23 protein-coding genes and 1 riboswitch are annotated in these 23830 nt (G+C 73.5%); of the genes, 16 read left to right on the top strand and 7 right to left on the bottom strand.

All coding sequences use genetic code 11. The features are described from left to right. Window positions 1-6 precede the first annotated feature (6 nt). From SZN_RS03325 to SZN_RS03315, 3 genes are all read right to left on the bottom strand, one after another. A complete protein-coding gene (locus SZN_RS03325) occupies window positions 7-936 on the bottom strand; it encodes an LLM class F420-dependent oxidoreductase (protein ID WP_007491405.1) in 930 nt (309 codons plus the stop codon). A 79-nt stretch (window positions 937-1015) separates the two neighbouring features. Further along, window positions 1016-1702: a DUF5995 family protein gene (locus SZN_RS03320; protein WP_007491404.1), complete on the bottom strand. Its 687-nt coding sequence runs from the start codon at window positions 1700-1702 to the stop codon at window positions 1016-1018. Between the two features lie 113 nt (window positions 1703-1815). Further along, a complete protein-coding gene (locus tag SZN_RS03315) occupies window positions 1816-3264 on the bottom strand; it encodes a uracil-xanthine permease family protein (RefSeq protein ID WP_007491403.1) in 1449 nt (482 codons plus the stop codon). Between the two features lie 144 nt (window positions 3265-3408). On the opposite strand from SZN_RS03315, the gene SZN_RS03310 reads away from it, so the two are divergent. Continuing rightward, the gene (locus SZN_RS03310; RefSeq protein ID WP_007491402.1) at window positions 3409-3867 is read left to right on the top strand and encodes an acyl-CoA thioesterase; all 459 of its coding nucleotides are present in this window, start codon (window positions 3409-3411) and stop codon (window positions 3865-3867) included. Here SZN_RS03310 and SZN_RS03305 read toward each other — a convergent pair. Beyond that, entirely contained in the window at window positions 3827-5038 is a 1212-nt protein-coding gene (locus SZN_RS03305) for an MFS transporter (protein ID WP_007491401.1), read from the bottom strand. The two genes, SZN_RS03310 and SZN_RS03305, sit on opposite strands and share 41 nt — an antisense overlap. Window positions 5039-5187: 149 nt before the next feature. On the opposite strand from SZN_RS03305, the gene SZN_RS03300 reads away from it, so the two are divergent. Beyond that, entirely contained in the window at window positions 5188-6399 is a 1212-nt protein-coding gene (locus SZN_RS03300; protein ID WP_007491400.1) for an ROK family transcriptional regulator, read from the top strand. Window positions 6400-6483: 84 nt separating this feature from the next. Here SZN_RS03300 and SZN_RS03295 read toward each other — a convergent pair whose 3' ends face one another. After that, window positions 6484-7227, bottom strand: coding sequence for an SDR family oxidoreductase (locus SZN_RS03295; RefSeq protein WP_007491399.1), 744 nt, complete (start codon window positions 7225-7227; stop codon window positions 6484-6486). A gap of 423 nt (window positions 7228-7650) precedes the next feature. Beyond that, window positions 7651-7781: riboswitch (FMN riboswitch) on the top strand. A 146-nt stretch (window positions 7782-7927) separates the two neighbouring features. Here SZN_RS03295 and SZN_RS03290 point away from each other — a divergent pair. The 9 genes from SZN_RS03290 (at window position 7928) to SZN_RS03250 (ending at window position 15408) form a co-directional block, all read left to right on the top strand. Continuing rightward, the gene (locus SZN_RS03290; protein WP_007491397.1) at window positions 7928-8542 is read left to right on the top strand and encodes a riboflavin synthase; all 615 of its coding nucleotides are present in this window, start codon (window positions 7928-7930) and stop codon (window positions 8540-8542) included. Next, the gene (locus SZN_RS03285) at window positions 8539-9180 is read left to right on the top strand and encodes a nicotinamide mononucleotide transporter family protein (protein WP_007491395.1); all 642 of its coding nucleotides are present in this window, start codon (window positions 8539-8541) and stop codon (window positions 9178-9180) included. The genes SZN_RS03290 and SZN_RS03285 overlap by 4 nt, the downstream gene beginning before the upstream one ends. Then, a complete protein-coding gene (locus tag SZN_RS03280) occupies window positions 9177-10562 on the top strand; it encodes a bifunctional 3,4-dihydroxy-2-butanone-4-phosphate synthase/GTP cyclohydrolase II (RefSeq protein ID WP_007491394.1) in 1386 nt (461 codons plus the stop codon). The genes SZN_RS03285 and SZN_RS03280 overlap by 4 nt, the downstream gene beginning before the upstream one ends. Before the next feature lie 33 nt (window positions 10563-10595). Beyond that, complete coding sequence (gene ribH / locus SZN_RS03275) at window positions 10596-11081, top strand: 6,7-dimethyl-8-ribityllumazine synthase (RefSeq protein ID WP_007491393.1); 486 nt, start codon at window positions 10596-10598, stop codon at window positions 11079-11081. 34 nt (window positions 11082-11115) lie between these two features. Next, window positions 11116-11388: a phosphoribosyl-ATP diphosphatase gene (locus tag SZN_RS03270; RefSeq protein WP_007491392.1), complete on the top strand. Its 273-nt coding sequence runs from the start codon at window positions 11116-11118 to the stop codon at window positions 11386-11388. A gap of 47 nt (window positions 11389-11435) precedes the next feature. Further along, on the top strand, window positions 11436-12287 hold the full coding sequence (gene hisG / locus SZN_RS03265) for an ATP phosphoribosyltransferase (protein ID WP_007491391.1): 852 nt from the start codon (window positions 11436-11438) through the stop codon (window positions 12285-12287). A gap of 22 nt (window positions 12288-12309) precedes the next feature. Next, entirely contained in the window at window positions 12310-12768 is a 459-nt protein-coding gene (locus tag SZN_RS03260; protein WP_007491390.1) for a PH domain-containing protein, read from the top strand. Window positions 12769-12997: 229 nt separating this feature from the next. Continuing rightward, window positions 12998-14323 (top strand): hemolysin family protein, encoded by a 1326-nt coding sequence (locus SZN_RS03255; RefSeq protein ID WP_007491389.1) that lies wholly within the window; start codon window positions 12998-13000, stop codon window positions 14321-14323. Beyond that, window positions 14320-15408: a hemolysin family protein gene (locus SZN_RS03250; RefSeq protein WP_007491386.1), complete on the top strand. Its 1089-nt coding sequence runs from the start codon at window positions 14320-14322 to the stop codon at window positions 15406-15408. The genes SZN_RS03255 and SZN_RS03250 overlap by 4 nt, the downstream gene beginning before the upstream one ends. 26 nt (window positions 15409-15434) lie before the next feature. Here the strand turns inward: SZN_RS03250 and SZN_RS03245 are convergent, their stop codons facing one another. Then, the gene (locus SZN_RS03245; protein ID WP_007491384.1) at window positions 15435-17300 is read right to left on the bottom strand and encodes an AAA family ATPase; all 1866 of its coding nucleotides are present in this window, start codon (window positions 17298-17300) and stop codon (window positions 15435-15437) included. A gap of 426 nt (window positions 17301-17726) precedes the next feature. Continuing rightward, complete coding sequence (locus SZN_RS03240; protein ID WP_043727839.1) at window positions 17727-18380, bottom strand: uridine kinase family protein; 654 nt, start codon at window positions 18378-18380, stop codon at window positions 17727-17729. A gap of 205 nt (window positions 18381-18585) precedes the next feature. Here SZN_RS03240 and SZN_RS03235 point away from each other — a divergent pair, with 205 nt between their 5' ends. The 5 genes from SZN_RS03235 (at window position 18586) to SZN_RS03220 (ending at window position 23807) form a co-directional block, all read left to right on the top strand. Next, entirely contained in the window at window positions 18586-19539 is a 954-nt protein-coding gene (locus SZN_RS03235; RefSeq protein WP_007491380.1) for a hypothetical protein, read from the top strand. Window positions 19540-19577: 38 nt separating this feature from the next. Further along, a complete protein-coding gene (locus tag SZN_RS03230) occupies window positions 19578-21131 on the top strand; it encodes an amino acid permease (protein WP_078508414.1) in 1554 nt (517 codons plus the stop codon). Between the two features lie 242 nt (window positions 21132-21373). After that, the gene (locus SZN_RS03225; RefSeq protein WP_007491377.1) at window positions 21374-22744 is read left to right on the top strand and encodes a peptidase C39 family protein; all 1371 of its coding nucleotides are present in this window, start codon (window positions 21374-21376) and stop codon (window positions 22742-22744) included. A 115-nt stretch (window positions 22745-22859) separates the two neighbouring features. Further along, entirely contained in the window at window positions 22860-23000 is a 141-nt protein-coding gene (locus SZN_RS40285) for an SCO1431 family membrane protein (RefSeq protein ID WP_007491376.1), read from the top strand. Window positions 23001-23147: 147 nt separating this feature from the next. Further along, on the top strand, window positions 23148-23807 hold the full coding sequence (locus tag SZN_RS03220; RefSeq protein ID WP_007491375.1) for a TetR/AcrR family transcriptional regulator: 660 nt from the start codon (window positions 23148-23150) through the stop codon (window positions 23805-23807). Window positions 23808-23830: the final 23 nt, after the last annotated feature.

Here is a 23830-nt window from a genome sequence, read left to right as displayed (position 1 = left end):
CCCGCCTCACAGCCCGGCGGCCCGCACCTTCGCGTGCACCTCCGCGGCGACGTCCTTGAGCTCCTGCGCGTCGCGCAGCGTGGTCTGCAGATCCAGCAGGACCTCTTCCATGCCGACCTCGGCGTGCTCCGCGAGGTCCGCCACGATCTGGTCGGCGCTGCCCTGGAAGGGCTGCCGGTCGTCGCCGTCGTAGGGCTTCGCCGTGTATGCGGCGTTCACCCGCGGCACGCGCTCGATGGGCCGGGTGCGGCCGCGCTCGGCGGCGAGTTCCCGGAGCCGGTCCCAGGCGTCCGCGTACGCGCGGGCGCCCATCGCGACGGGGAGCCAGCCGTCCCCGCGGTCCACGACCCGGCCGAGCGCCTGCCCGGCGCCGGCCGCCACCAGGACCGGGATCGGCCGCGCGGGCTTGGGCCCGACCGCCGCCGCGGAGATCGTGGCGGTCGGCCCCTCGAACGACACCGGGTCCGGTCCCCACACCGCGCGGCAGACGTCGATCGTCTCGTCCAGCGCCTGCCCGCGCTCCCGGACGGGCCGCACGGCCGCGGCGGCGAACTCGTCGGTGGACCAGCCCGTGCCCAGGCCGGCGACCACCCGGCCGCCGCTCGCCGCGTCCAGCGAGGCCAGCGCCTTGGCGAGCTGGACCGGCCCGTGCAGCGGCGCGACCAGGATGCCCGAGCCCAGCCGCACCCGGTCGGTGACGGCGGCGGCCAGCGTAAGCGTCACCAGCGGATGGGCCATCCCGCGGTACCAGTCGGGCCAGGGCAGGCCGGGGACGCCGTACAGGCCCTGGACGGGGGCCTCGGGGACGAGGACCCGCTCGTACACCCACAGGCTGTCGTAGCCGATCTCCTCGGCGGTACGGGCCACGTCCGTCACGTCGCGGGCGAGGTCGTACTGGCGGAGCTGGGGGAGTCCGAGTCCGAGACGGATGGCCATGCTGCGTGCTCCTTCGCGATGGGCGGACCCCCACCGGCCAACGTACTGCGGCTGCCGGGATGCGCCAGTCGGAGCGGGCTCAGTCCGGCAGCGGCGTGAGCAGCATCCGCCCCGCGAACCCCACGGCCGCGTCCAGCCGGTCGGTGAACTCCCCCGCGAGGTCCGGCAGTCCGCGCAGCGCCCACAGCGCCCGCGCCGCCGCCCAGGTGGCCTCCCGGGCCCGGTCCAGGCTCCAGGAGCCGAGCAGATGGGTGAGCGGGTCGGCGATCTGGAGCAGGTCGGGACCGGGCATCAGCTCCTCGCGGACCCGCTCCTCCAGCGAGACGAGGACATCGCCCACCCGGTCGAACTCGTCCTCCAGCTCGGCCGGTTCGCAGCCGAGGCTGCGGCAGGCGTCCACCACGGCGAGCGCCAGATCGTGGCCGATGTGGGCGTTGATGCCCGCAAGCGCGAACTGCAGGGGCCGCACGCCGGGATGGCGGCGCATCTGGAACAGCGGCCGCCAGCAGGCCGGGGGGCGGCGCCCTTCCTCGGCCAGCGCGACCGCCGTCAGATACCGCTCGGCGAACCGCACGTCCAGCGTGACCGCCGCGCGGGTGTCGGGGAACCGGCCGGCGTCGATGTGCCGGTCGACCGCCTCGGTGACGGTGAGGTAGACGCGGTTGAAGACCGCGAGCCCGTCACGCACGGGGAGCGCCGCGTCCAGGGCGCGCATACGGGAGAGGACCGCGTCCACGGGTGTGGTGAGTTGCTCGCATCGCGCCATGGGGGCAGATTCGCAGCTCCGGCCCGGCCGCGGTGCCGCCGGGCCGGGCGCTTCCCCGGAACGGGGGAACGCGCGGCAGGGCGGGCCCGGCGCCCGCCCGCGCGTCACGCCGCCTACGACCCGGCGCGCCGGACCCCGCCCTCGCCGCCCGCCTCGCCGCCGCCCTGGTCGCCGCTCTGGTCGTCGCCCTGGTCGTCGTAGGAGGAGGTGCCCTCGTCGAGCAGGGGCTCCTGGGTCTTGAGGTGGGCCGGGGCGAACGCCCGCAGCGCGTGGTAGCCGGTGATCACCACCAGGGTGCCGAGGGCGATGCCGCTGAGCTGGAAGGTGTCGGTGAACTCGATGGTGACGTCGCCGACGCCGATGATGATGCCCGCCGCCGCCGGCACCAGGTTCAGCGGATTGCGCAGGTCCACCCCGGCGTTGATCCAGATCTGCGCGCCGAGCAGGCCGATCATGCCGTACAGGATGACGGTGATGCCGCCGAGGACGCCGCCCGGGACGGCGGCCACGACCGCGCCGAACTTGGGGGACACCCCGAAGAGCAGCGCGAAGCCCGCGGCGGCCCAGTAGGCGGCCGTGGAGTAGACGCGGGTCGCGGCCATCACGCCGATGTTCTCGGAGTAGGTGGTGTTGGGCGGGCCGCCCACCGCGGTGGAGAGCACCGAGGCGGCGCCGTCGGCGGAGATCGCGGTGCCCAGCTTGTCGTCGAGGTCGTCACCGGTCATCTCGCCGACCGCCTTGACGTGCCCGGCGTTCTCGGCGACGAGCGCGATCACCACGGGCAGGGCCACCAGGATCGCCGACCACTCGAAGGACGGGCCGTGCAGGTCGGGCAGGCCGATCCAGTCGGCCCTGCCGACGCCGGAGAGGTCGAGCCGCCAGTGGTCGGTGACCTTGCCGCTCGCGTCGGCGGCGTTGATGCGGCCGAAGACCCGGTCGAAGACCCAGGAGACCGCGTAGCCGAAGACCAGGCCCAGGAAGATCGCGATCCGGGACCAGAAGCCGCGCAGGCAGACCACGGCCAGACCGGTGAACAGCATCACCAGCAGCGCCGTCCACTGGTCCTGCGGCCAGTAGGTGGAGGCCGTCACCGGGGCGAGGTTGAAGCCGATCAGCATCACCACCGCGCCCGTGACGACCGGCGGCATCGAGGCGTGGATGATCCGCGCCCCGAAGCGCCGCACGGCGAGCCCCACGAGGAACAGCGCGACCCCGACGACCAGGACGGCGCCGGTGACGGTCGCGCTCGTGCCGCCGTCGGCCCGGATGACCGCGGCGACCCCGACGAACGACAGGGAGCAGCCCAGGTAGCTGGGCACCCGCCCGCGCGTGGCCAGCAGGAAGATGATCGTCGCGACGCCCGACATCATGATCGCGAGATTGGGGTCGAGCCCCATCAGCACCGGCGCCACGAACGAGGCGCCGAACATGGCCACCACGTGCTGCGCGCCCAGTCCGACGGTGCGGGGCCAGGTGAGCCGTTCGTCCGGCCGGACGACCGCTCCGGGAGCCGGTGTCCGGCCGTCGCCGCCGTGCAGTTTCCAGCGGACGCCGAGATCCATGGTGCGATTTCGCTTTCGTCGTACGGGTGGGTGTCCGGACCATTGTCGGGGACGCGCGGGGCGCCGCCGACCCGGGCTGATCTGCGCGGCTGAGCGTCCGCTTAGGATGAGGGGGTCATCCCGTACGTCCCAGGAGTCCCGCACGTGACCGCCGAAGCCCCGATCGCCCCCGCCCTCTCCCACGGCCGGCTCGTCCCCGTCACCGTCCACTTCGACGACCTGGACGCGCTCGGCCTGCTGCACAACGCCCGCTACCCGCTGCTGGTCGAGCGCGCCTGGACCGAGCTGTGGCAGCGGCACGGCTTCGCCTTCGAGGGCGACTGGGAGGCCGCGGGCGACGCCTGCAACGCGGTCAGGGAACTGCACGTCAGCCATGAGGCCCCGGTCACCAGGACCGGCGCCTACGCCGTCCACCTGTGGCTGGAGCGGCTCGGCACCACCGGCCTGACCTACGGCTTCCGCTTCTGCTCGGCCGACGGCGCCACGACCTACGCCCGCGGCCACCGGGTGCTGGTCCGGCTGGACGCCCGGACGCTGCGCCCGGCGCCGTGGAGCGAGCGCTTCAGGGCCGTGGGCCGGGAACTGCTGCGCCCGGGAGGCTGACCTTCGGGCGCTCCCGGTCACCGGCCCGCAGCACCCGGGCGAACACGACGAGCCCGGCGGACAACAGGGTGACCAGGGCGAACGACACCGTCAGACTGGTCGCCTGGGCGATTCCGCCGATCGCCCCGGGGGCGACGAGACCGGAGGTGTACGTGATCGTCGCGACGCCCGCGATCGCCAGCGAGGGGTTGGGCCCGCTGTGCCCGGCGGCGGCGAAGCACAGCGGCACGACCACCGCGATGCCCAGCCCCATCAGGGCGAACCCGGTCATCGTCAGGACCGGCCGGTCCGCGAGGACCACGGTCAGACCGCCGGCCGTGGCGAGGACGCCGCCGAAGCGGACCGTGCGCACGGCGCCGTAGCGGTCGATCACCCGGTCGCCGGCGAGCCGGGCGAGCGCCATGGTGAGGGTGAAGGCGGTCGTGCAGGCCGCGGCCAGTCCGGGCGAGGCGCCGAGCCGGTCGCGCAGGTACACCGCCGACCAGTCCAGGCTCGCGCCCTCCGCGAAGACCGCGAAGAATCCGACCGCGCCGATGAGCAGGGCCGACTTCGGCGGCAGCGCGAACCGGGGCGGCGGCTCCTCGTCCTCGGCCGGCTGGAGGTCGAGCACCCAGCGGCAGGCCGCCAGGCCGAGCAGGGTGAGCACGGCGGCCGCGAGCGCGTGGTGCAGGCGGGCGTCGGAGCCCAGCTGGGCCGCGACCGTGCCGGCCGCCGAGCCGATCAGGGCGCCTACGCTCCACATGCCGTGCAGGCCCGACATGATCGACCGGTCGAGCCTGGCCTCCACCTCGACGCCGAGGGCGTTCATCGCGACGTCCGACATGCCCGCCGTGGCGCCGTACGTGAACAGCGCGAGGCACAGGGTCGCCAGATTGGGCGCGAGCGAGGGAAGGATCAGCGAGAGGGTCCACAGGGTGATCAGTCCGCGCAGCGCGTTGCGTGCGCCGAAGCGGTGGCTGATGCGGCCCGCCAGCGGCATCGCCAGGGAGGCGCCGAGGGCGGGGAAGGCCAGGGCGAGGCCCAGTTGGCCGGCGCTCACCCCGGCATGGTCCTGGATCCACGGCACCCGGGTCGCGAACGACCCCGTGACGGCTCCGTGGACGGCGAAGACGGCGCCCACGGCATAGCGGGCGCGTCTGACTTCGCGCAGGTCGTAGACCGTCCCACTCATTCCGCGACCCCTCCCGGCCCTTGCCCGTGCCTGATCCGCGCGTAAACTATCAGGAACCCTGCCTGATAGATAGAGGGCATCCCGGCCGCCGCCCGAGGGCCCTGCCGTCCGCCGGCCGCGCGGCCCCGCCGATCTGGAAGGATCCCGGCATGCCCGCATCCCCGAGCACCGCACGGGCCATCAACGACCGGCTCGCCCTGCGCCTGCTCCAGCAGGAAGGCCCGTTGACGGCAGGACGGTTGAAGCAGCTGACCGGCCTGTCCCGGCCCACCGTCGCCGATCTGGTCGAACGTCTCACCGACGCGGGTCTCGTCGCCGTGGTCGGCGAGGCCGGGGAGCAGCGCCGCGGCCCGAACGCCCGGCTCTACGGCATCGTCGCGGACCGCGCCCATCTGGCCGCGCTCGACATCCGCACCGAAGGCGTCGCGGTGGTCGTCTCCGACCTGGTGGGGGCCGTGCTCGCCGAGGCGGCGGCGCCCGTCCGCGGCGACGCGGGGACCGGCCCGGCCGTGGAGCAGGCGGTGTCGCTGGTGGAGCGGGCCGTCAAGGAGGCGGGCGCCGACCGGCTCCACACCGTCGGGATCGGCGCCCCGGGCCTGATCGACCCGGCCAGCGGCGAGCTGCGCGTCTCCACGGGGCTGCCCGCGTGGCACCGCCGGCTGGTGGCGGCCCTGCAGGAACGGCTCCCGCTGACCCGCGTCACCGTCGAGAACGAGACCAACCTCGCGGCCCTCGCGGAGCAGCGCGAGGGGGCGGCCCGCGACCGGGACACGTTCGTCCTGCTCTGGCTGGGCCACGGCACCGGTGCCGCCGTGGTCCTGGACGGCGCACTGCGCCGCGGCGCCTCGGGCGGCACCGGCGAGATCGGGTTCCTGCCGGTCCCCGGGACCCCCGGGCTGCCCTCGGCGGCGGACTGCGAGGGCGGCTTCCACTCGCTGGCGGGGGCGGCGGGCATCGCGGTCCTGGCGGCGGAGCACGGCCTCACCGCGCCCGGCGGCCCGGTGCGCGAGCCGGCCGCGGCGGCGTTCGTGGCGGACGCCGTGGTCCGCGCCGGGGAGCCGGGGGCACCGTCCGCCGCGGCGGCCGAGCGGTTCCTCGACGCGCTCGCGGACCGGCTCGCGATCGGCGTCGCCTCCGTCGTCGCCGTCCTCGACCCCGGCTGCGTGGTCCTCGGCGGGGAGGTGGGGCGGGCCGGCGGAGCGGTGCTCGCCGCGCGGGTGGAGGCACGCGTGCGCCGGATGTCGCCGCTGCCCACCACGGTGCGGGCGGGCGCCCTGGGCGGCGAGGCCGTTCTGCGCGGCGCCCTCCTGACGGCCCGCGACACGGCCCAGGACGCCCTGTTCGCCCCGCGGGACCGCTGAGTGCCGGGCCCGGTCGCCGCCGGAGGCCGGCCCCGTGCGCGGGCCAGGTGCGGCGGCCGTCTCGCAGGCGAAGCCGATCAGAGGTCAGCCCCGTGCGCGCCGGGCCAGGTGCTCCTCGAACGTCCCCCTGCCCACCGCGTGCGCCGGCGCGAGGTGGCCGCCCGCACGGAAGCCCTGGTACGCCTTGCCCCACAGCCGCACCTCCACCACCAGCCGCCTGCGGCGCGTGGCCTTCAGATACGCGCGGGCCAGGGACGCGAAGGTGCGCACCTCCGGGCCGCCCAGGTCCTCGACCCGCCCGGCCGGGTCCCCCGAAGCCAGTTCGGCGAGCCGCCGTGCGACCTCCGCCGCGTCCACGGGCTGGTCCTTCACCCCGGCCAGCACCAGGACGACCGGAGACCTGGACAGGATTGCGAGCACCCGTTCCACCAGGTCGTGGAACTGCGTCGCGCGCAGCACGGTCCAGCCCAGACCCGACTCCTCGACCAGCCGCTCCACCGCGAACTTGGCTCGGTAGTAACCGATCGGGACCCGGTCGACGCCGACGATGGAGATGTAGACCAGGTGCCGCACCCGCGCCGTGCGCGCGGCGGCGATCAGATTCCGGGCGGCCTCCTCGTCACCGCGGTTGCCCGAGGTCGCGCAGTGCACCACCGTGTCCACGCCCTCCAAGGCGGTGTCCAGCCCCGGACCGCCCTTGCGCAGATCGGCCGCGTAGGGCCGCGAGCGGCGGCTGAGCACGCGCACCTCGTGTCCGTCCGCGCGCAGCCGTTCGGTGACGAGCCGGCCGAGCGTGCCGGTACCGCCGGTCACCAGGATCGTGCCCATGCTGCTCAGCCCCTCAGGACGCCGGACGGCGGACGCGTTACGGAATCCAGCTTGTCGGGGTTCGCGGCGGCGCACCACCCCTGCGAGCGTCCCGGCGCGCACTGCCCCGAGCGGGCGCGCCGGTCCCGGGGGAGGGGCGCGGAGTGGGAAGGCCCGGCGGCGGGCAAGGGCCGTCGTCACCGCCACCGGGCCGTCTGCGCGGGGCTCAGCAGGCTCCGAGGGCCCTGACGCACCCCCCGACAGTAGAGAGGACTAGACCACAGCGTCAATAGGTATGGACCAATCCCAAGGTCTGCCGCGCGCAGGGGAGTTGGCCCCCCGGTCGCCCGCCCAGAAGTCCATGCGCACGGCCTGTGAGCCACCCCACACCGGTCACCTGTATGGACGCGGACCGGGCGTGGCACACTGGCCGTGTACCAGAAGCAGCGCACTCCGGGGTCGGTGAAAGTCCGAACCGGCGGTTACAGTCCGCGACCCGGTCGCCTCCAGCGGCCGGTTGACCAGGTGAAATTCCTGGACCGACGGTTAAAGTCCGGATGGGAGGCAGTGCGCGGCGGGCGGGCATTCGTGCGCGCCGCCGTACCGGTTCGTCCTGAGGGCGAGCCCTGTCCGGCGTCGCCCCCGGTGTCCCCGCTCGTCCATCCTGCCGTCGTCGGCAGCCCCGGAGTCCGTGCCCGAATGAGGCAGGAGGACCCGGGAAGTGTTCACCGGAATCGTCGAAGAGCTGGGCCAGGTCACGGCTGTCGAGACCCTCGACGACGCCTGTCGCTTCCGGCTGCGCGGCCCCGTCGTCACCGACGGCGCGCGGCACGGAGACTCCATCGCCGTCAACGGCGTCTGCCTCACCGTGGTCGACCACCAGGGCGACGAGTTCACCGCAGACGTCATGGCCGAGACCCTGAACCGCTCCAGCCTGGGCGCCCTCACCGTCGGCTCCCGCGTCAACCTGGAACGCCCCACCGCCGTGGGCGCGCGCCTGGGCGGGCACATCGTGCAGGGCCATGTCGACGGCACCGGCGCGGTCCTGGCCCGCACGCCCTCCGCGCACTGGGAGATCGTCAAGGTCTCGCTGCCCGCGGACCTCTCCCGCTACGTCGTCGAGAAGGGCTCCATCACCGTCGACGGCATCAGCCTCACCGTCGTCGAGGCCGGCCCCGACTTCTTCACCGTCAGCCTCATCCCCACCACCCTCGCCCTGACCACGCTCGGCCTCAAGCAGCCCGGCGACCCGGTCAACCTGGAGGTCGACGTCATCGCCAAGTACGTCGAGCGGATGCTCGGCCACCGGGCCCTCCCCGACGAGGCGGCCCGGTGAACGCGCTGAACTCCGAGGCGTTCGCCCTGTTCGGCCAGCGCATCCTCTGGTCCGACATGATCGGAAACCTCTTCGGACTCGCCGCCCTCGCCCTCGGCTGGCGGCGCTCCATCTGGACCTGGCCCGTGCAGTTCCTGGCCGGACTGATCCTCTTCGGGGTGTTCTTCGGACATCTGACCGGCAGCGCCGGCAAGCAGGCCGTCGTCATGGCCGTCGCCCTGTACGGCTGGTGGCAGTGGCAGCGCGGCCGGGGCCGGTCCGAGGACGGCCACATCGCCGTGCGGTTCGCCACCTGGCGCGAGCGCGCCGCCATGGCCGCCGCGGCGGCCGCGGGCACCGTCGCGGTGGCGCTGCTCTTCACCGCGTACCCGGCCCTGTCCTGGGACCCCTGGCCGGACGCCTACGTCTTCGTCGGCACCGTCGTCGCCATGTACGCCCAGGCGCGCGGCATGGTCGAGTTCTGGTTCGCCTGGCTGCTCGTCGACCTCGTCGGCGTGCCCCTCAACTTCGCCAACGGCTACGCCTTCTCCGGCTTCGTCTACGTCGTCTACGGCGCGCTCGTCCTGTGGGGCCTGCGCGACTGGTGGCTGCGCTCCCGGCTGAACGCGCGGCCCGTCCTGGAAGGAGCGCCGGCATGACCGCGGCACCGATTCCCTACCGCACCGAAGCCGTCGAGGACCTCACGCTCGACCCGGTCGAGCAGGCGATCGCGGACATCGCGGCGGGCCGTCCCGTCGTGGTCGTCGACGACGAGGACCGGGAGAACGAGGGCGACCTCGTCATCGCCGCCGAGCACGCCACCCCCGAGATCGTCGCCTTCATGATGAGCGAGTGCCGCGGTCTGATCTGCGCGCCGATGGAGCCCGCGGAACTGGAGCGGCTGGGGCTTCCGCAGATGGTCGAGGACAACACCGAGTCCATGAAGACGGCGTTCACCGTGTCCGTGGACGCCTCCGGCGCGCACGGCGTGACCACGGGCATCTCCGCCTCCGACCGGGCCACCACCCTGCGCCTCCTGGCCGGCGGCACCGCCGGGGCGGGCGACTTCGTGCGCCCCGGCCACATCTTCCCGCTGCGCGCCCGGCCCGGCGGCGTCCTCGTCCGCAACGGCCACACCGAGGCCGCCGTCGACCTCGCCCGCCTCGCGGGACTGCGCCCCGCCGGCGCCATCGTGGAGATCGCAGGCGAGGACGGCGAGATGCTCCGGCTGCCCGAGCTGATCCCGTTCGCCCGCAAGCACGGCCTGACGATCGTCTCCATCGAGGACCTCGTCGCCCACCGCCGGGACGCCGAACGACGGCAGACCGCGCCGCCCGCACCCGCCACCGCCGGGCGGCGGCCCGCCGCGCAGGCCGCCGTCCGCGAGACCGCCGTCCGCCGCGAGGCCGAGGTCCGGCTGCCCACCGCCCACGGCCCGTTCACCGCGTACGGCTACCGCTCCACCGCCGACGGCGTCGAGCACGTGGCCCTCGTCCACGGCGAACTCGGCGACGGCGAGGACGTCGTGGTCCGCGTCCACTCCGAATGCCTCACCGGCGACGTCTTCCACTCCCTGCGCTGCGACTGCGGTCCCCAGCTGGCGGCCGCCCTGGAGCGCATCCAGGAGGAGGGCCGCGGCGTCGTCGTCTACCTGCGCGGCCACGAGGGCCGCGGCATCGGCCTGATGTCCAAGCTGCGCGCCTACGAACTCCAGGAGCGCGGCCGCGACACCCTCGACGCCAACCTCGAACTCGGCCTGCCCGCCGACGCCCGGGACTACGGCGCGGGCGCCCGGATCCTGGCCGACCTCGGCGTGCGCAGCGTGCGCCTGCTGACCAACAACCCCGACAAGGCCGACGCGCTGCTCGGCCACGGCATCGCCGTCAGGGAACGCGAGCCGATGCCCGTCCAGGCGGGCGAGCACAACCTGACGTACCTGCGCACCAAGCGCGACCGGATGGGCCACGACCTGCCCTGGCTCGACCCGGCCCCGGGCGCCCAGGCACCCCTGGCTCCCCTGTCGGCCTGCACCAACCAGTGACAGCACACCAGCACACCGAGGAGACGCGAGAACGTGAGCGGCAAGGGCGCACCGGAACTGTCCGTACGCGATGTGGGCGACCTGCGGGTCGCGGTCGTCGCGGCGCAGTGGCACGAGAAGGTGATGGACGGACTGGTGGACGGCGCGCTGCGCGCCCTGCGCGACCTCGGCATCGACGAGCCGACCCTGCTCCGGGTCCCCGGCAGCTGGGAGCTCCCGGTGGTCGCCAAGGTCCTCGCGGGCCGCGGCTACGACGCGATCGTGGCCCTCGGCGTGGTCATCCGCGGCGGCACGCCCCACTTCGAGTACGTGTGCCAGGGCGTCGCCCAGGGTCTCACCCAGGTCTCGGTCGAGACCGGCGTCCCCGTCGGCTTCGGGGTGCTGACCTGCGACACCGAGGAGCAGGCCCTGGACCGGGCCGGCATCGAGGGCTCCCGCGAGGACAAGGGCCACGAGGCGGTGACCGCCGCCGTGGCGACGGCGGCCACCCTGCGCTCGGTATCCGAACCCTGGCGCTGACGAAAGACGTACGTGGCATAGGCTGAGCGCCACCATGTCCAAGAAGACGTTCGAGGAGCTCTTCACCGAGCTCCAGCACAAGGCCGCCCACGGCGACCCCGCCACTTCCCGCACCGCAGAGCTGGTCGGCAAGGGCGTCCATGCCATCGGCAAGAAGGTCGTCGAGGAGGCCGCCGAAGTCTGGATGGCCGCCGAGTACGAGGGCAAGGAAGCCGCCGCCGAGGAGATCTCTCAGCTGCTGTACCACGTCCAGGTGATGATGGTCGCGCGCGGGATCTCCCTCGACGACGTCTACGCCCACCTCTGAGCACCAGCACCCCGCACCCCGTCAGAGCGAACGAAGGAACCGACCCCATGCTGCGCATCGCCGTCCCCAACAAGGGTTCCCTCTCCGGCCCTGCGGCGGACATGCTGCATGAGGCCGGGTACCAGCAGCGCCGCGAGGCCAAGGAACTGCGGATCGTCGACCCGGAGAACGACGTCGAGTTCTTCTACCTGCGCCCCCGCGACATCGCCATCTACGTCGCCTCGGGGAAGCTCGACATCGGCATCACCGGACGCGACCTGCTGATCGACTCCGCCGCGCAGGCCGAGGAGATCCTGCCGCTCGGCTTCGCGCGCTCCACCTTCCGCTTCGCCACCAGGCCGGGCACCGTCGGCGACGACCTGGCGGACCTCAAGGGCAGGACCGTCGCCACCTCCTACGAGGGCATCGTCGCCAAGCACCTCGCCGACCACGGCATCGACGCCGCCGTCGTCCACCTCGACGGCGCCGTCGAGACCGCCATCCAGCTCGGTGTCGCCCAGGTCATCGCGGACGTCGTCGAGACGGGCACCTCCCTGCGCAACGCCGGTCTGGAGGTCGTCGGCGAGCCGATCATGAAGTCGGAGGCCGTCGTCATCCGCCGGACCGGCGCGGACGCCGAGGAGCCCAAGGTGCAGCAGTTCCTGCGCCGCCTCCAGGGCGTCCTGGTCGCCCGGACCTACGTGATGATGGACTACGACTGCCGTGTCGAGCAGCTGGAGAAGGCGGTCGCCCTCACCCCGGGCCTGGAGTCGCCGACCGTCTCGCCCCTGCACAACGAGGGCTGGGTCGCCGTCCGCGCGATGGTCCCGTCCAAGGAGGCCCAGCGGATCATGGACGACCTGTACGACATCGGTGCCCGTGCCATCCTGACCACCGCCATCCACGCCTGCCGCCTCTGAGCCGAGCGAGGGCCACCCGCTGATGTCCGATCACCTTCCCACCCTGCCCCTCACCTTCCGGCCGGGCCGCACCCGCGTCGTCCTGCTGGCGGCCGGCACCGCGATGTTCCTCGTCCTCACGGCCATCGGGCTGCTGCTCGACAAGCTCGGCGGCGGCGAACGGCTCAGCTTCGTCTTCGTCGGCGCCATGATGTTCGCCGTGCCGGCCACCCTCGCGCGCGTCAAGGTCGTCGCCGACGACGCCGGCGTCACCGTGGTCAACATCGCCAGCCGGCGCCGCCTGGCCTGGGAGGAGATCCTTCAGGTGAACCTCCGCCCGGGTGATCCCTGGGTCTTCCTCGACCTCAGCGACGGCACCAGCCTCCCGGCCCTCGGCATCCAGCCCGGCATCGCCAAGCAGCAGGCCATCGCCGACGCGCGCGCCCTGCGGGCCCTGGCCGAGGCCCGCTCGATCCGGGACACCGGCGCGCACCAGGGCTGACCGCGGCAGGACGGCGCACCCGGGCCCGCTGAGGGGCGCTCACCCTGCCGCACCACCGGGTGTCGTGATTAATCTGTTGGCGGAGGCGTCTCCTCGACGCCTCCGCCTCTGCTGTGCCGACCGGCCCGCAGGGGCCCCTGCCACCCGAGGAGTGACTCCCTCCAGCGATGGACGGATCGTCCTGCAGTACCTGCGCCGTCCGCCCCCGGCACCCCGGGGCGGCGGCATCATGACCACCCCCTTGCTGCTGCTCGCAGCGGCATTCCTGCTGATCCTCGCCAACGGCTTCTTCGTGGCCGCCGAGTTCGGCCTGGTCACGGTCGAGGCGACGGACGCCGAGAAGGCGGCCGCGGAGGGCGACCGACGGGCCCGCCGGGTCGCGGAGTCGCTCAAGGAACTCTCCTTCCAGCTCTCCGGCACCCAACTGGGCATCACCATCACCTCCCTCGTCGTCGGCATGCTCGCCGAACCGGCGCTCGCGGAGCTGCTGGGCGGGCCCTTCACCGCGATCGGCGTCCCCGAGGGCGCGGTGCCCGGCGCCGCCGTCGTCGTCGGCATGCTGCTGGCCTCGGCCGTGCAGATGGTGATCGGCGAACTCGTGCCGAAGAACTGGGCGGTGTCCCGCCCGATGCAGGTCGCCCGGTTCGTCGCCGGCCCGCAGCACGTCTTCGCCCGCGTGCTGCGCCCCGTGATCGCCGCGCTGAACTCCGTCGCGAACCGGCTGGTGCGCTCCCTCGGCATCGAGCCCGCCGAGGGGCTGGCCTCCGCCCGCACCCCCGGCGAACTGGTCTCCCTGGCCCGGCACTCCGCACGGGCGGGCGCCCTGGAGCAGGACACCGCCGATCTCTTCGTACGGACCCTGTCGCTGGCGGAACTGACCGCGCAGCACGTGATGACGCCGCGCGTGAAGGTCAGCGCGCTGCAGTCGTCCGCGACGGCCGAGGACGTGGTCAACCTGACCCGCGCCACCGGACTGTCGCGCTTCCCGGTCTACCGGGAGCGGATCGACGAGATCGCCGGCATGGTCCATCTGAAGGACGCGCTGGCGGTCCGCGCGGGAGACCGGCTGCGCACCCCCGTCGGCCGCATCGCCCGCCCGGCGCTCCTCGTCCCCGAGACCCTGCCGGTCCAGCCGCTCCTCGCACGGCTGCGCAGCGAGCAGCCCATCGCGGTCGTCGTCGACGAGTACGGCGGCACGGCGGGCGTGGTGACGCTGGAGGACATCGTCGAGGAGATCGTCGGCGAGGTCCGTGACGAGCACGACGGGCAGGACCTCCCCGAACTCGCCGCGGCCCCGCCGGAGGACGGCCGGCCCGCGTGGGACGCCGACGGCGGCTGCCGCGTCGACCTCCTCCTGCGCGTCGGCCTCGACGTGCCCGAGGGACCGTACGAGACCGTCGCCGGACTCGTCGCCGACCTGCTCGGGCGCATCCCCGCCGTCGGGGACCGGGCGGAACTGCCCGGCTGGCGGCTGTCGGTGCGCCGGGTCGGCCACTACCGGGCCGAGCGCGTCCGCCTGGTGCGGACCGGGCCCATGGCGGAGGCGGCCCGGTGAGCGTCCTCCAACTCCTCTTCGCCACGCTCCTCGTGCTCGCCAACGGCTTCTTCGTCGGCGCCGAGTTCGCCCTGGTCTCGGTGCGCCGCAGCCAGATCGAGCCGCTGGGCACGGCCCGCGCCCGCCAGGTGCTGTACGGCCTGGAGCGGCTCCCGCAGATGATGGCGGCGGCCCAGTTCGGCATCACCGTCTGCTCGCTGACGCTGGGCGCGGTGGCCGAGCCGACCGTGGCGCGTCTGCTGGAGCCGGTGTTCGAGTGGGCCGGGCTGCCGGACGGCGTGATCCACCCGCTCACCTATGCCATCGCCCTCGCCGCGGTGGTCTTCTTCCACCTGGTGGTCGGCGAGATGCTGCCGAAGAACCTGGCGATGGCGGACCCCGAGAAGGTCGCGCTCCTGCTCAGCCCCGGGCTGGTCTGGTTCGCCCGCTTCTGCAGGCCGGTCACCGTGGCGCTCGGCGCGGTCGCGCGGGCCGTCCTGCGGCTCTTCGGGGTCGAGCCCAAGGACGAGGTGGAGGCGGTGTTCACCAGCGAGCAGCTCAACCGGCTCGTGGAGGACTCCGGCCAGGCCGGACTGCTCGGCCCCGAGGAGCAGGAACGCCTGGAGGACGCGCTGGAACTGGGCTCCCGCCCGGTCACCGACGTACTGCTCCGGAGCGAGTCCCTGGTGAGCGTCGGCCCGTCGGTCACCCCGGGCCGGATCCTCGCGCTCACCGCCCGCACCGGGTACTCCCGCTTCCCGGTCGCGGCCGGGAACGGCGCCTTCATGGGCTATCTGCATGTGAAGGACGTGCTGGACCTGGAGGACTCGGAGCGGGCCGTGCCGCAGCAGGTGTGGCGGCGGATGCCGGTCCTGCGTCCGGACCTGCCCCTGGACGACGCCCTCACGGTGATGCGCCGCGCCGCGACCCACCTCGCCCAGGTGGCCGACGCCTCGGGCAGGGTCCTCGGGCTCGTGGCGCTGGAGGACGTCCTGGAACTGCTGGTCGGCGAGGTCCGCGATCCCGCGCACCGGGAGGTGGCCGAGGTACGGGTGACGGGTCCCCGGCTGAGCACGGGGGAGCCGGAAGGAGCCCTGGCCGGCTGAGCCGCGCCGGCCGCGGGATCCGTCCGTCACCTGGCCGGCGGGTCCTGCGGCCCCCGTCCCGACAGCACCTCTCCGTACGCCTGCATCAGATCCGGCAGCCGCAGGGTCGACAGGTCGCCGCGGGTGAGCGCCCCGGGGTAGGCCGACAGTCTGAGGTCCCGGTAGGCGCAGCTCTTCTCGTACAGCGTCCGCAGGAACCGCCCGTTGCCCAGCTCGTCGATCCAGCCCTGGTCCACCACGTGCCCGGCGATGGAGCGCAGTTCGTCCAGCGCCTCCTCGTCCCACACGTCGCCGTTCTCCGCGGCGAGCACCTCGCCGATCGAGGTCAGTTCGAGGGGGCGGTAGGAGGGGAAGTCGACGCGGGTCGTGAACCGCGAGGACAGCCCGGGGTTGGCGGCGAGCAGCCGGTCCATGCCCTCGGGATAGCCGGCGAGTATCACCACCAGGTGGTCGCGGTTGTCCTCCGCCCGCTTCAGCAGCACCTGGAGGGCCTCGTCGCCGTAGGCGTCGCCCTTGCCGTAGCCGGTGTTGGACAGGGAGTACGCCTCGTCCACGAAGAGGACGCCGCCGAGCGCGGAGTCGATGAGCTCGTTGGCCTTCACGGCCGTCTGGCCCAGGTACTCGCCGACCAGGTCGGCCCGCTGGGCCTCCACCAGATGGTCACCGCCGAGGAGCCCGAGGGCGTAGAAGACGCGGCCGAGGATGCGGGCGACCGTGGTCTTGCCGGTGCCCGAGGGACCGGAGAAGACGAAGTGTCGTTTCGGCGGCTGGACCGGCAGGCCCTGCCCGGCGCGCAGCCGGGCCATGTTCAACTGCGCCGACAACGCCTTGACCTGGCGTTTGACGGGCTCCAGCCCCACCATCCGCTCCAGCTCGGCGAGCGCCGCCTCCAGTAACGCGGGGTCGGTGGGGCCCGCGGGCAGCGACTGCGGGGGCACCGCGGCCTTCTCGCGCACCGCCGGATCCGTGACGGGGGCCGCCGGCCCGGCGGGCGGCAGGTCGGGGTCGGAGAGCTTCAGGTCCCGGCCCTCGGCGCCGAAGAGCGGGTCGAGCCCGTCGGGGCCGTCGATCACGTCCTGGCCGAAGCCGGTGAGCGCGAGGGGGGCGAAGTCGGCCGGGTCGTCGTAGCCGTCGCCCTCGGCGATCGCGGCGAGCCGGGCCGAGGTGTCCATGAAGGCGGGGTCGACGCGGTGCACGGCCCGGTAGAGGGGGAGGGCGGCGGCGGAGCGGCCGGTGCCCTCGTGCGCACGGGCGAGCCAGTAGCGCAGCTCCTTGCGCTGGGGCTGCTCGCTGCGGCACCGCATCAGCGCGCCCGACAGCAGGGGCTCCGCCTGTCCGTACATCTCCAGCCTCACCCGCGCCATGCCGCCGAAGAGGCCGACCTCGATGCCGAGCATCGGATCGTCGAGCAGCGGGTCGGTGTGGCGGACCAGTTGCTCCCAGTCCTTGACGAGATAGGCGCGGCAGGCGTGCAGGAAGCGGACCTGGTGGTCGGCGTCCACGGGCGGCAGCCCGGCGAGGGCCCGGTCCAGCTCCGGGACGTGCCGGCCGTCCAGCCAGTGCGAGGCGTGGGCGAGCAGCAGATCGCGCGGGGTCTCCAGCACCGGCTGCACCCACCAGCCGAGCCAGTACCAGGAGTTGAGGGTGCGCCGGTGGCGGGAGCGCTGTTCGCCGAAGCGCTCGCGGTGGCGGAACATCCGCAGCAGCGCGGTCGTGGTGTCGACGCGCAGCGCGTGCAGGCCGAGCCAGCCGTCGGCCATCCCGGGGTCGATCCGCACCGCGGTGCCGAACTCCTCCTCCGCCTGCGGATAGGCCCCCATCGTGTAGGCGTCCACACCTCGCAGCCAGGCGAGGTCGGCCGGGGCCTCGGGGCCCTGCGTGCCGAAGTCCATCACGTCCCCCACAAACCGTGCCCCCGTCGGTCGCCGGCCACCCGCCCGCCGGCCGCCGGTTCGAACCGCCGTGCCACGGGCCGGAGTTGCAGCGGTGCGCAGAGCAGCCGTCCGTAGCGCGCACCGAGGGCATCGTACCTGCGGGAGCGGGGCCTGCCCCAGGGGGCCGCACGGGCCGTCGGGCGAGGTGGGAGCGGTGCGCGGGTCCGCTCGGTGACCGAGCGTGAGCGGCTGAGGGGCGCGCGTCGCCCGAAATGAGGAGTACGAGCAGAACGAAGCCCCCGATCACGGGGGAACAACCGGGGGCTTCGCGTCAAGGGTTCGGTCGCGGTCGACCGCACATTGAGAACGTAGGACCTGTCCGGCCATTGGGTCAAGCCGAGTTGGGGCACGATGTGCGCGTGCCCGGAGTGGGTCTTCACGAGTTCAGCACATTGCCGACGGGTCGTCACGGTGTGTGACCGTGTGGTCCGGTCCCGCCGTCCCGGCGGGCCCGGGAACCACCTCGTATCCCTCGTCGCGCTGCCGGACCAGGAGGTCCGCGAAGGGCTGTGAGGGGTCGTCCGCGAAGTGCGCGTGCTCCGCGGCGACCCAGCCGTCCCAGAACTCCCGCTGCTCCTCCCCGTCCCGGGAGCGGCCGCGCGCCCAGGACCGGGCCCGCGGCAGATCCATCCACAGCAGCCGGGCCAGCCGCGGGCGCAGGGCGCGGCGGCCGGCGCCGACGCCCTCGACGAGGACCACCGGGGCGGGCGCCAGGGCGCGCGCGGGCCCGAAGCGCCGCTCACGCCAGTCGTAGGGGGAGTAGTGGGCGACGGCGCCGCGCGCGAGCGGTTCCAGCACCTGCGCCGACAGCCGGCCGGTCCAGGTGAACAGCTCGTCGTGGCTGGCGAGGTCGTCGAGGTGCAGCACCGGGGCGCCGCCCAGCGCGCGTGCCAGCTCCCCGGCGAACGTGGACTTTCCGGAGCCGGCGTGGCCGTCCACGGCGACCAGGCGGACGGGGCCCAGGGAAGGGGGGAGCCGGCGGAGCCGGGAGGCGAGCTCGTGAATCGTTTTTCCTCGTCTGCGGGGCGGGACTGGCATATCTCGCCGGAACATTCTAGTGCCGACCGAAAGCGGTCGGCAGACCGTACGGGAAAACATGTCTCTTCGAACCGGCCGCTTTACCGCGATGCCGTCGGAAAACTCCGGCCACCACCGTCAGGACCGCGTTCCGGACGGGGCCCGCGCTGAGTAGGGTGCCTGGTGCACGACGACGAGGTGCCGTGACGGGGATGGGCTGGGGCAGATGGCCGCGGGGTTGTTCGAGGGGCAGTACCTGTGGCATCCGGCGGCGGACGACCATGTGCTCGCCGGCGTGTGCGTGGACGTCCGCGCCGGCCGCTGCCTGAGCGCCCGCGACGCGCTCGCCGAGACCCGCGGGGACTTCGCCCTGCGCGCCCACCGCTCCCTCGTGCTCGCCTCGGAGGCGGCCGACTCCGATCTCGTGGAGCGCTGGCTGGCCGAGGAGCCCTGCCCCGAGGCGTCCCTGATGTGGGCGCGGGTGGCCGTGCTGCGGGCCCTTCGGGCCGCCGACGCGCACGACGCCAGGGCCGGCGCGCTGGAGCGGATAGCGCTCGCGGCCTGCGACCGCGCCGCCGCCACGGCCCCCGCCGACCCCACGCCCTGGGTGGCCAAGCTGGCGATGGCCCGGCTGCACCGGCTGCGCGAACAGGCGCCGCGCGGCCTGCTCACCGCGCCTCCCGGCCCCTGGCGCCTGTTCGCGCACATCCTCTCCCTGGCCCCCTGGCACCGCGAGGCCCACCACCGCTTCCTCGCCTGCTTCGTCCCCCGCCACGGCGGCTCCGTCACCGCCGCCTGGGACGTCGCCGCCTTCCTCGGCCAGCGCGCGCCCGCGGGCTCCCCGCTCGGACTGCTGCCGCTGGTCGCCCTGGTGGAGTGCTACGACCCGACCCGGCCGCTCGCCGACCGCGTGTGGGAGCAGCCGCAGTGGCGGGCCACCGCCGTGGCCGTCCACCGGACCTGGCTGCCCACGGTGGCCGACTACGCCTTCACCCCGGTCCTGGACCTGGCGTACCTCGCGCACGCCCTGGTCATGGGCCGGCGGGAGGAGGAGGCGCGCGCGGTGTTCGCGGCGATGGGCCCGTACGCCTCGCGCATGCCCTGGTCCGCCTTCGGCGACCCGGCCGAGCAGCTGTCGAGGGCGCGCCGCGCCTGCGGCCTGCCGGTCCCGTTCGTCTGACGGGCCGTCAACCCCCCACCGAGAGAAGAGGCCCCACCGTGTCCCGACGGATGCCGGCTCCGCGTGCCCGAGCGCGCCACGGCGCGCGCCGCGGAGGCGATCCGAGCGCGCTGGACGACGATGCCACGCTGCATGCGATGGGTTATCCGAGAAAACTCACCCGGCGTTTTCAGGCGTTCGACAATTTCGCCATCTCCTTCACCGTCATCAACATCATCTCCGGAATCTTCTCCGGATTCGGATTCGGTCTGAACGCGGGCGGTCCGAGCATTCTCGTCTTCGGCTGGATAGGCGTCTCCGTCATGGTGCTCTTCGTGGGGGCATCGATGGCGGAAGTCGCCTCCGCGTATCCGACGAGCGGTGCCCTGTATTTCTCCGCGGGAAAGCTCGCCCGACGGCACAAGGGCGCCTGGTCCTGGTACACGGGCTGGCTCAACTTCGTCGGCCAGGTCGGCGGCACGGCCGCCACCGGGTACGCCGCCGCCACGTTCGTCCAGGCGTTCCTCACGCTCCAGTGGCCCTCCTACGAGCCCACGGGCCACCGGACGGTACTGATCACGGCACTGATCATCGTGGTGCAGGGGCTCGCCAACACCTACACCGTGCACCTGGTCGCCGTGCTGAACCGGATCTCGGTGTGGTGGCTGCTCATCGGACTCGTGGTGATCGTGGGTGCACTCACGGTCATTCCCGACCAGCATCAGCCGGCCTCATTCGTCACGTATTTCGCGAACAACACCGGTTTCACGAGCGGACTTTACGGCGGGATGCTCGGCCTGCTGGTGGCAAGCTGGACCTTCACCGGCTTCGACGCCAGTTTCCACATGTCGGAGGAGACCGTGCGCGCCACGGTCAACGCGCCGCGCGGCATCACGCGCGCGATCGCCTGCTCCGCGATCGCCGGACTCCTGCTCATGCTCGCCCTCGTCTACGCCGTACGCGACTACGACCGGGTGGCCGCCGCCGACGCCCCGCCCGTGCAGATCCTGATCGACGGCCTCGGCGTCGGCACCGCGAAGGCGCTGCTGCTCGTCGTCATCGGCGCCATGCTCTTCTGCGGCCTCGCCAACCTCACCAGCAACACCCGGCAGATCTTCGCCTTCTCACGGGACGGCGCGATGCCGGGGTCGCGCTGGTGGCACTCGGTCTCCGCGCGCACCCGGACCCCCGTCAAAGCGGTCTGGCTCGCGGTCGGCTGCTCCCTGGTGCTGGTGCTGCCCGGCTGGTGGTCGCGCACGGCGTTCACCGCCCTCGTCAGCGTCAACGTCGTGGGGCTCTTCCTCGCCTACGGCCTGCCCATCCTGCTCAGGCTCCGGCTCGGGGACGACTTCGCGCACGGTCCCTGGCACCTGGGCCGCTGGGGACGGCCGGTCGGGATCGTGGCGGTGGCCTGGATCGTGTTCAGCAGCGTGCTGTTCATGCTGCCGCACGCCGCGCCCCTCACCGTCACCTCCTTCAACTACGCGCCGCTCGCGCTGGCCGGCGTGCTGGCCGTCGCCACACTCTGGTGGTTCACCAGCGCCCGGCGCCGCTTCCACGGACCCGTCGGCTACGGCCGTCCGGACGAGGTCGCGGCGATGGACCTCGTCTGACCCGCGGGCGCCGCGCCCGGCGTACGCCGTTGCGGTGGACGCCGGGCCCGCGGACCGTCCGGCGCGCGCGGGCCGCACGGCCGCCGCACCGCCGCGCCGCAGGTCACGCCCGTGACCGGGGCCGAGGGCCCGGGGCGCGCCCGGGGGCGGAGTGCTGGCAGACGGTGCCCCCGGTGGTCATAGTGGGCGGGCAGTCGTGCACCGGACCCGCCCTACTCGCACACCCTGGGGGTCTTCCGCCCATGAGCAGAGCCGAACAGCCCTCCCGCAGAATCGTTCTGGCAGCCGCCGTCGCGGTGGCCGCCACCGGTGGCGCGGGCCCGGCCGCCGCCGCCGGGAAGCGCGCCGACGCCGGGAACCCCGCCGAGGACGAGGTCCCGCCCCGCACCGTCGACAACCGGGCCTGGACCAGCCACGCCGACTGGCGCGGCGGCACCGCGCGGGGCACCCGGGCCGTCGCGGGCGCCCGCCCCGGCCTCGTGCTCGCCACACCGGCAGGCACCACCGACTACACCGACCCGCACACCGGCCGGACCGCCCGCTGGGAGTACGCCACCTGGACGTCCCCCGTCCACCGGTTCGCCGTCCCCGCCACCGAGGTCATCGCCTCCTGGAACGCGCACACCCCGGACGGCACCTGGATCCAGGTCGACCTCCGGGGGACGTACCAGGACGGCACCGCCACCCCCTGGTACGTGATGGGCCGCTGGGCCGCGGGCGACCGGGACATCCGGCGGACCTCCGTCGACGGCCAGCGCGACGGCCGCAGCACGGTCGGCACGGACACCCTCGCGATCGACGACCCCGCGAGCGGGCTGCGCCTCGCCTCGTTCCGGCTGCGCCTGACGCTGTACCGCAGGCCCGGCACCGCGCTCACGCCCGTGCTGTGGCGGGCCGGGGTCATGGGCTCCGACGTGCCCGACCGCTTCACGGTCGCCGCCTCCGTCCCCGGAGCCGCCCGGGAGCTGACCGTCCCGCGCTACTCGCAGGAGACGCACGTCGGCCAGTACCCCGAGTACGACGGCGGGGGCGAGGCATGGTGCAGCCCGACCTCCGCGCAGATGATCATCGAGTACTGGGGCGGGCGGCTCAGCCGCGAGCAACTGGCCTGGGTCGACCCCGCCTACGCCGACCCGCAGATCTGCCACGCGGCCCGGTACACCTACGACTACCAGTACCAGGGCTGCGGGAACTGGCCGTTCAGCGCCGCCTACGCGGCCACCTTCGACGACATCCGGGCCGTGGTCACCCGGCTCGGCTCGCTGACCGACCTGGAGCGGCTGATCGCGGCCGGCATCCCCGCCATGACCTCCCAGTCGTTCCGCGAGGAGGAGCTGACGGGCGCGGGGTACGGCACCGCCGGCCATCTCATGACGGTCATCGGCTTCACCGCCGGGGGAGACGTGATCGCCAACGACCCGTACGCCCCGACCAACGAGGCGGTGCGGCGCGTCTACCGGCGGCGCGAGTGGGAGAACATCTGGCTGCGCACCAAGCGGTACGACGCCGCGGGCAAGGTCGTCTCCGGCACCGGCGGGGTCTGCTACCTGTTCTTCCCGGCCCTGCCGACGGCGCGTCAGCGTGCCGCGCTGGCGGAGGTCGGCGTGCGCTGAACCCGTACGCGGTACGCCGCCGCGAGGGCCCCCGGAAACCGCGGAGCGGCCGGGGCCCTCGCGCTGTGAGCAACGTTACTGCCGCAAAAGCCGCCTCCGATGGCAAGGTGGGCATATGACCGCGCACTCCACCGCCGCAGGCCGCGTCCGCACCGGCGGCCCCGGCAAGGACGGCCCGAAGGTCGTCGAACACCTCATGGGCTGGACCCTCGTCGTGGTGATCGCGATGCTCGTCACCCGGCTCGGCCTGCTGTGAGCTGACCCACACCGGACCCTTTGGTCGGACATGTGACGCCCCGCATGTGAAGCGGACCCGTCAGGCTCGATCACAATCGAACGAGCAGCCGGTGCCGGTCTGCCATACTGCGGAGGTCCCGCCGCCCGTTGGATCACAGGGTCTGAATTGAATATCAGTCAGCAGCGCGACGCGGTCCGGCCCAGGGCCCGCGGTACCGAGCGCTCGACGGCGCGCCGTGCCGAACTCATCACCATCGGACGGAAGCTGTTCGCCGACACGTCGTACGACGCGCTCTCCATGGACGACATCGCCCGCCAGGCCCATGTCGCCAAGGGGCTCATCTACTACTACTTCCAGTCCAAACGGGGCTACTACCTCGCGATCATCCAGGACTCCGTCGCCGACCTGGTGACCTTCGCCGCGAGCGGGGTGGAGATACAGCCGGTGGACCGCGTCCACCGCACCATCGACAGCTATCTGCGCTACGCCGAGCACCACCAGGCCGCCTACCGCACCATCGTCAGCGGCGGCGTCGGCTTCGACGCCGAGGTGCACGCCATCCGGGACGGGGTGCGCGAGGCGATCGTGGCGACCCTCGCCGAGGGGGCGTACGGCCGCACCGACATCGGCCCGCTGGCCCGGATGGGGCTGTTGTCCTGGGTGTGCGGTGTGGAGGGCGCCACCCTCGACTGGATCGACCGCCCCGAACTGCCCCGGGACACCATGCGCGAACTGCTGGTGAAGACCCTGGGCGGCGCCCTGCGCGCCGTCGAGGAACTGGACTCCGGCTACCCGGCCCCCGGGCCCGCGCGCCGCGCGGACTGAGCGCGCGAGGGGCGGAGGCTCGT

This window comes from Streptomyces zinciresistens K42 (assembly GCF_000225525.1).
Lineage (GTDB): Bacteria > Actinomycetota > Actinomycetes > Streptomycetales > Streptomycetaceae > Streptomyces > Streptomyces zinciresistens.
Note: the sequence above shows the minus strand (reverse complement) of the source record. Positions and strands in the feature narration are given on the sequence as shown.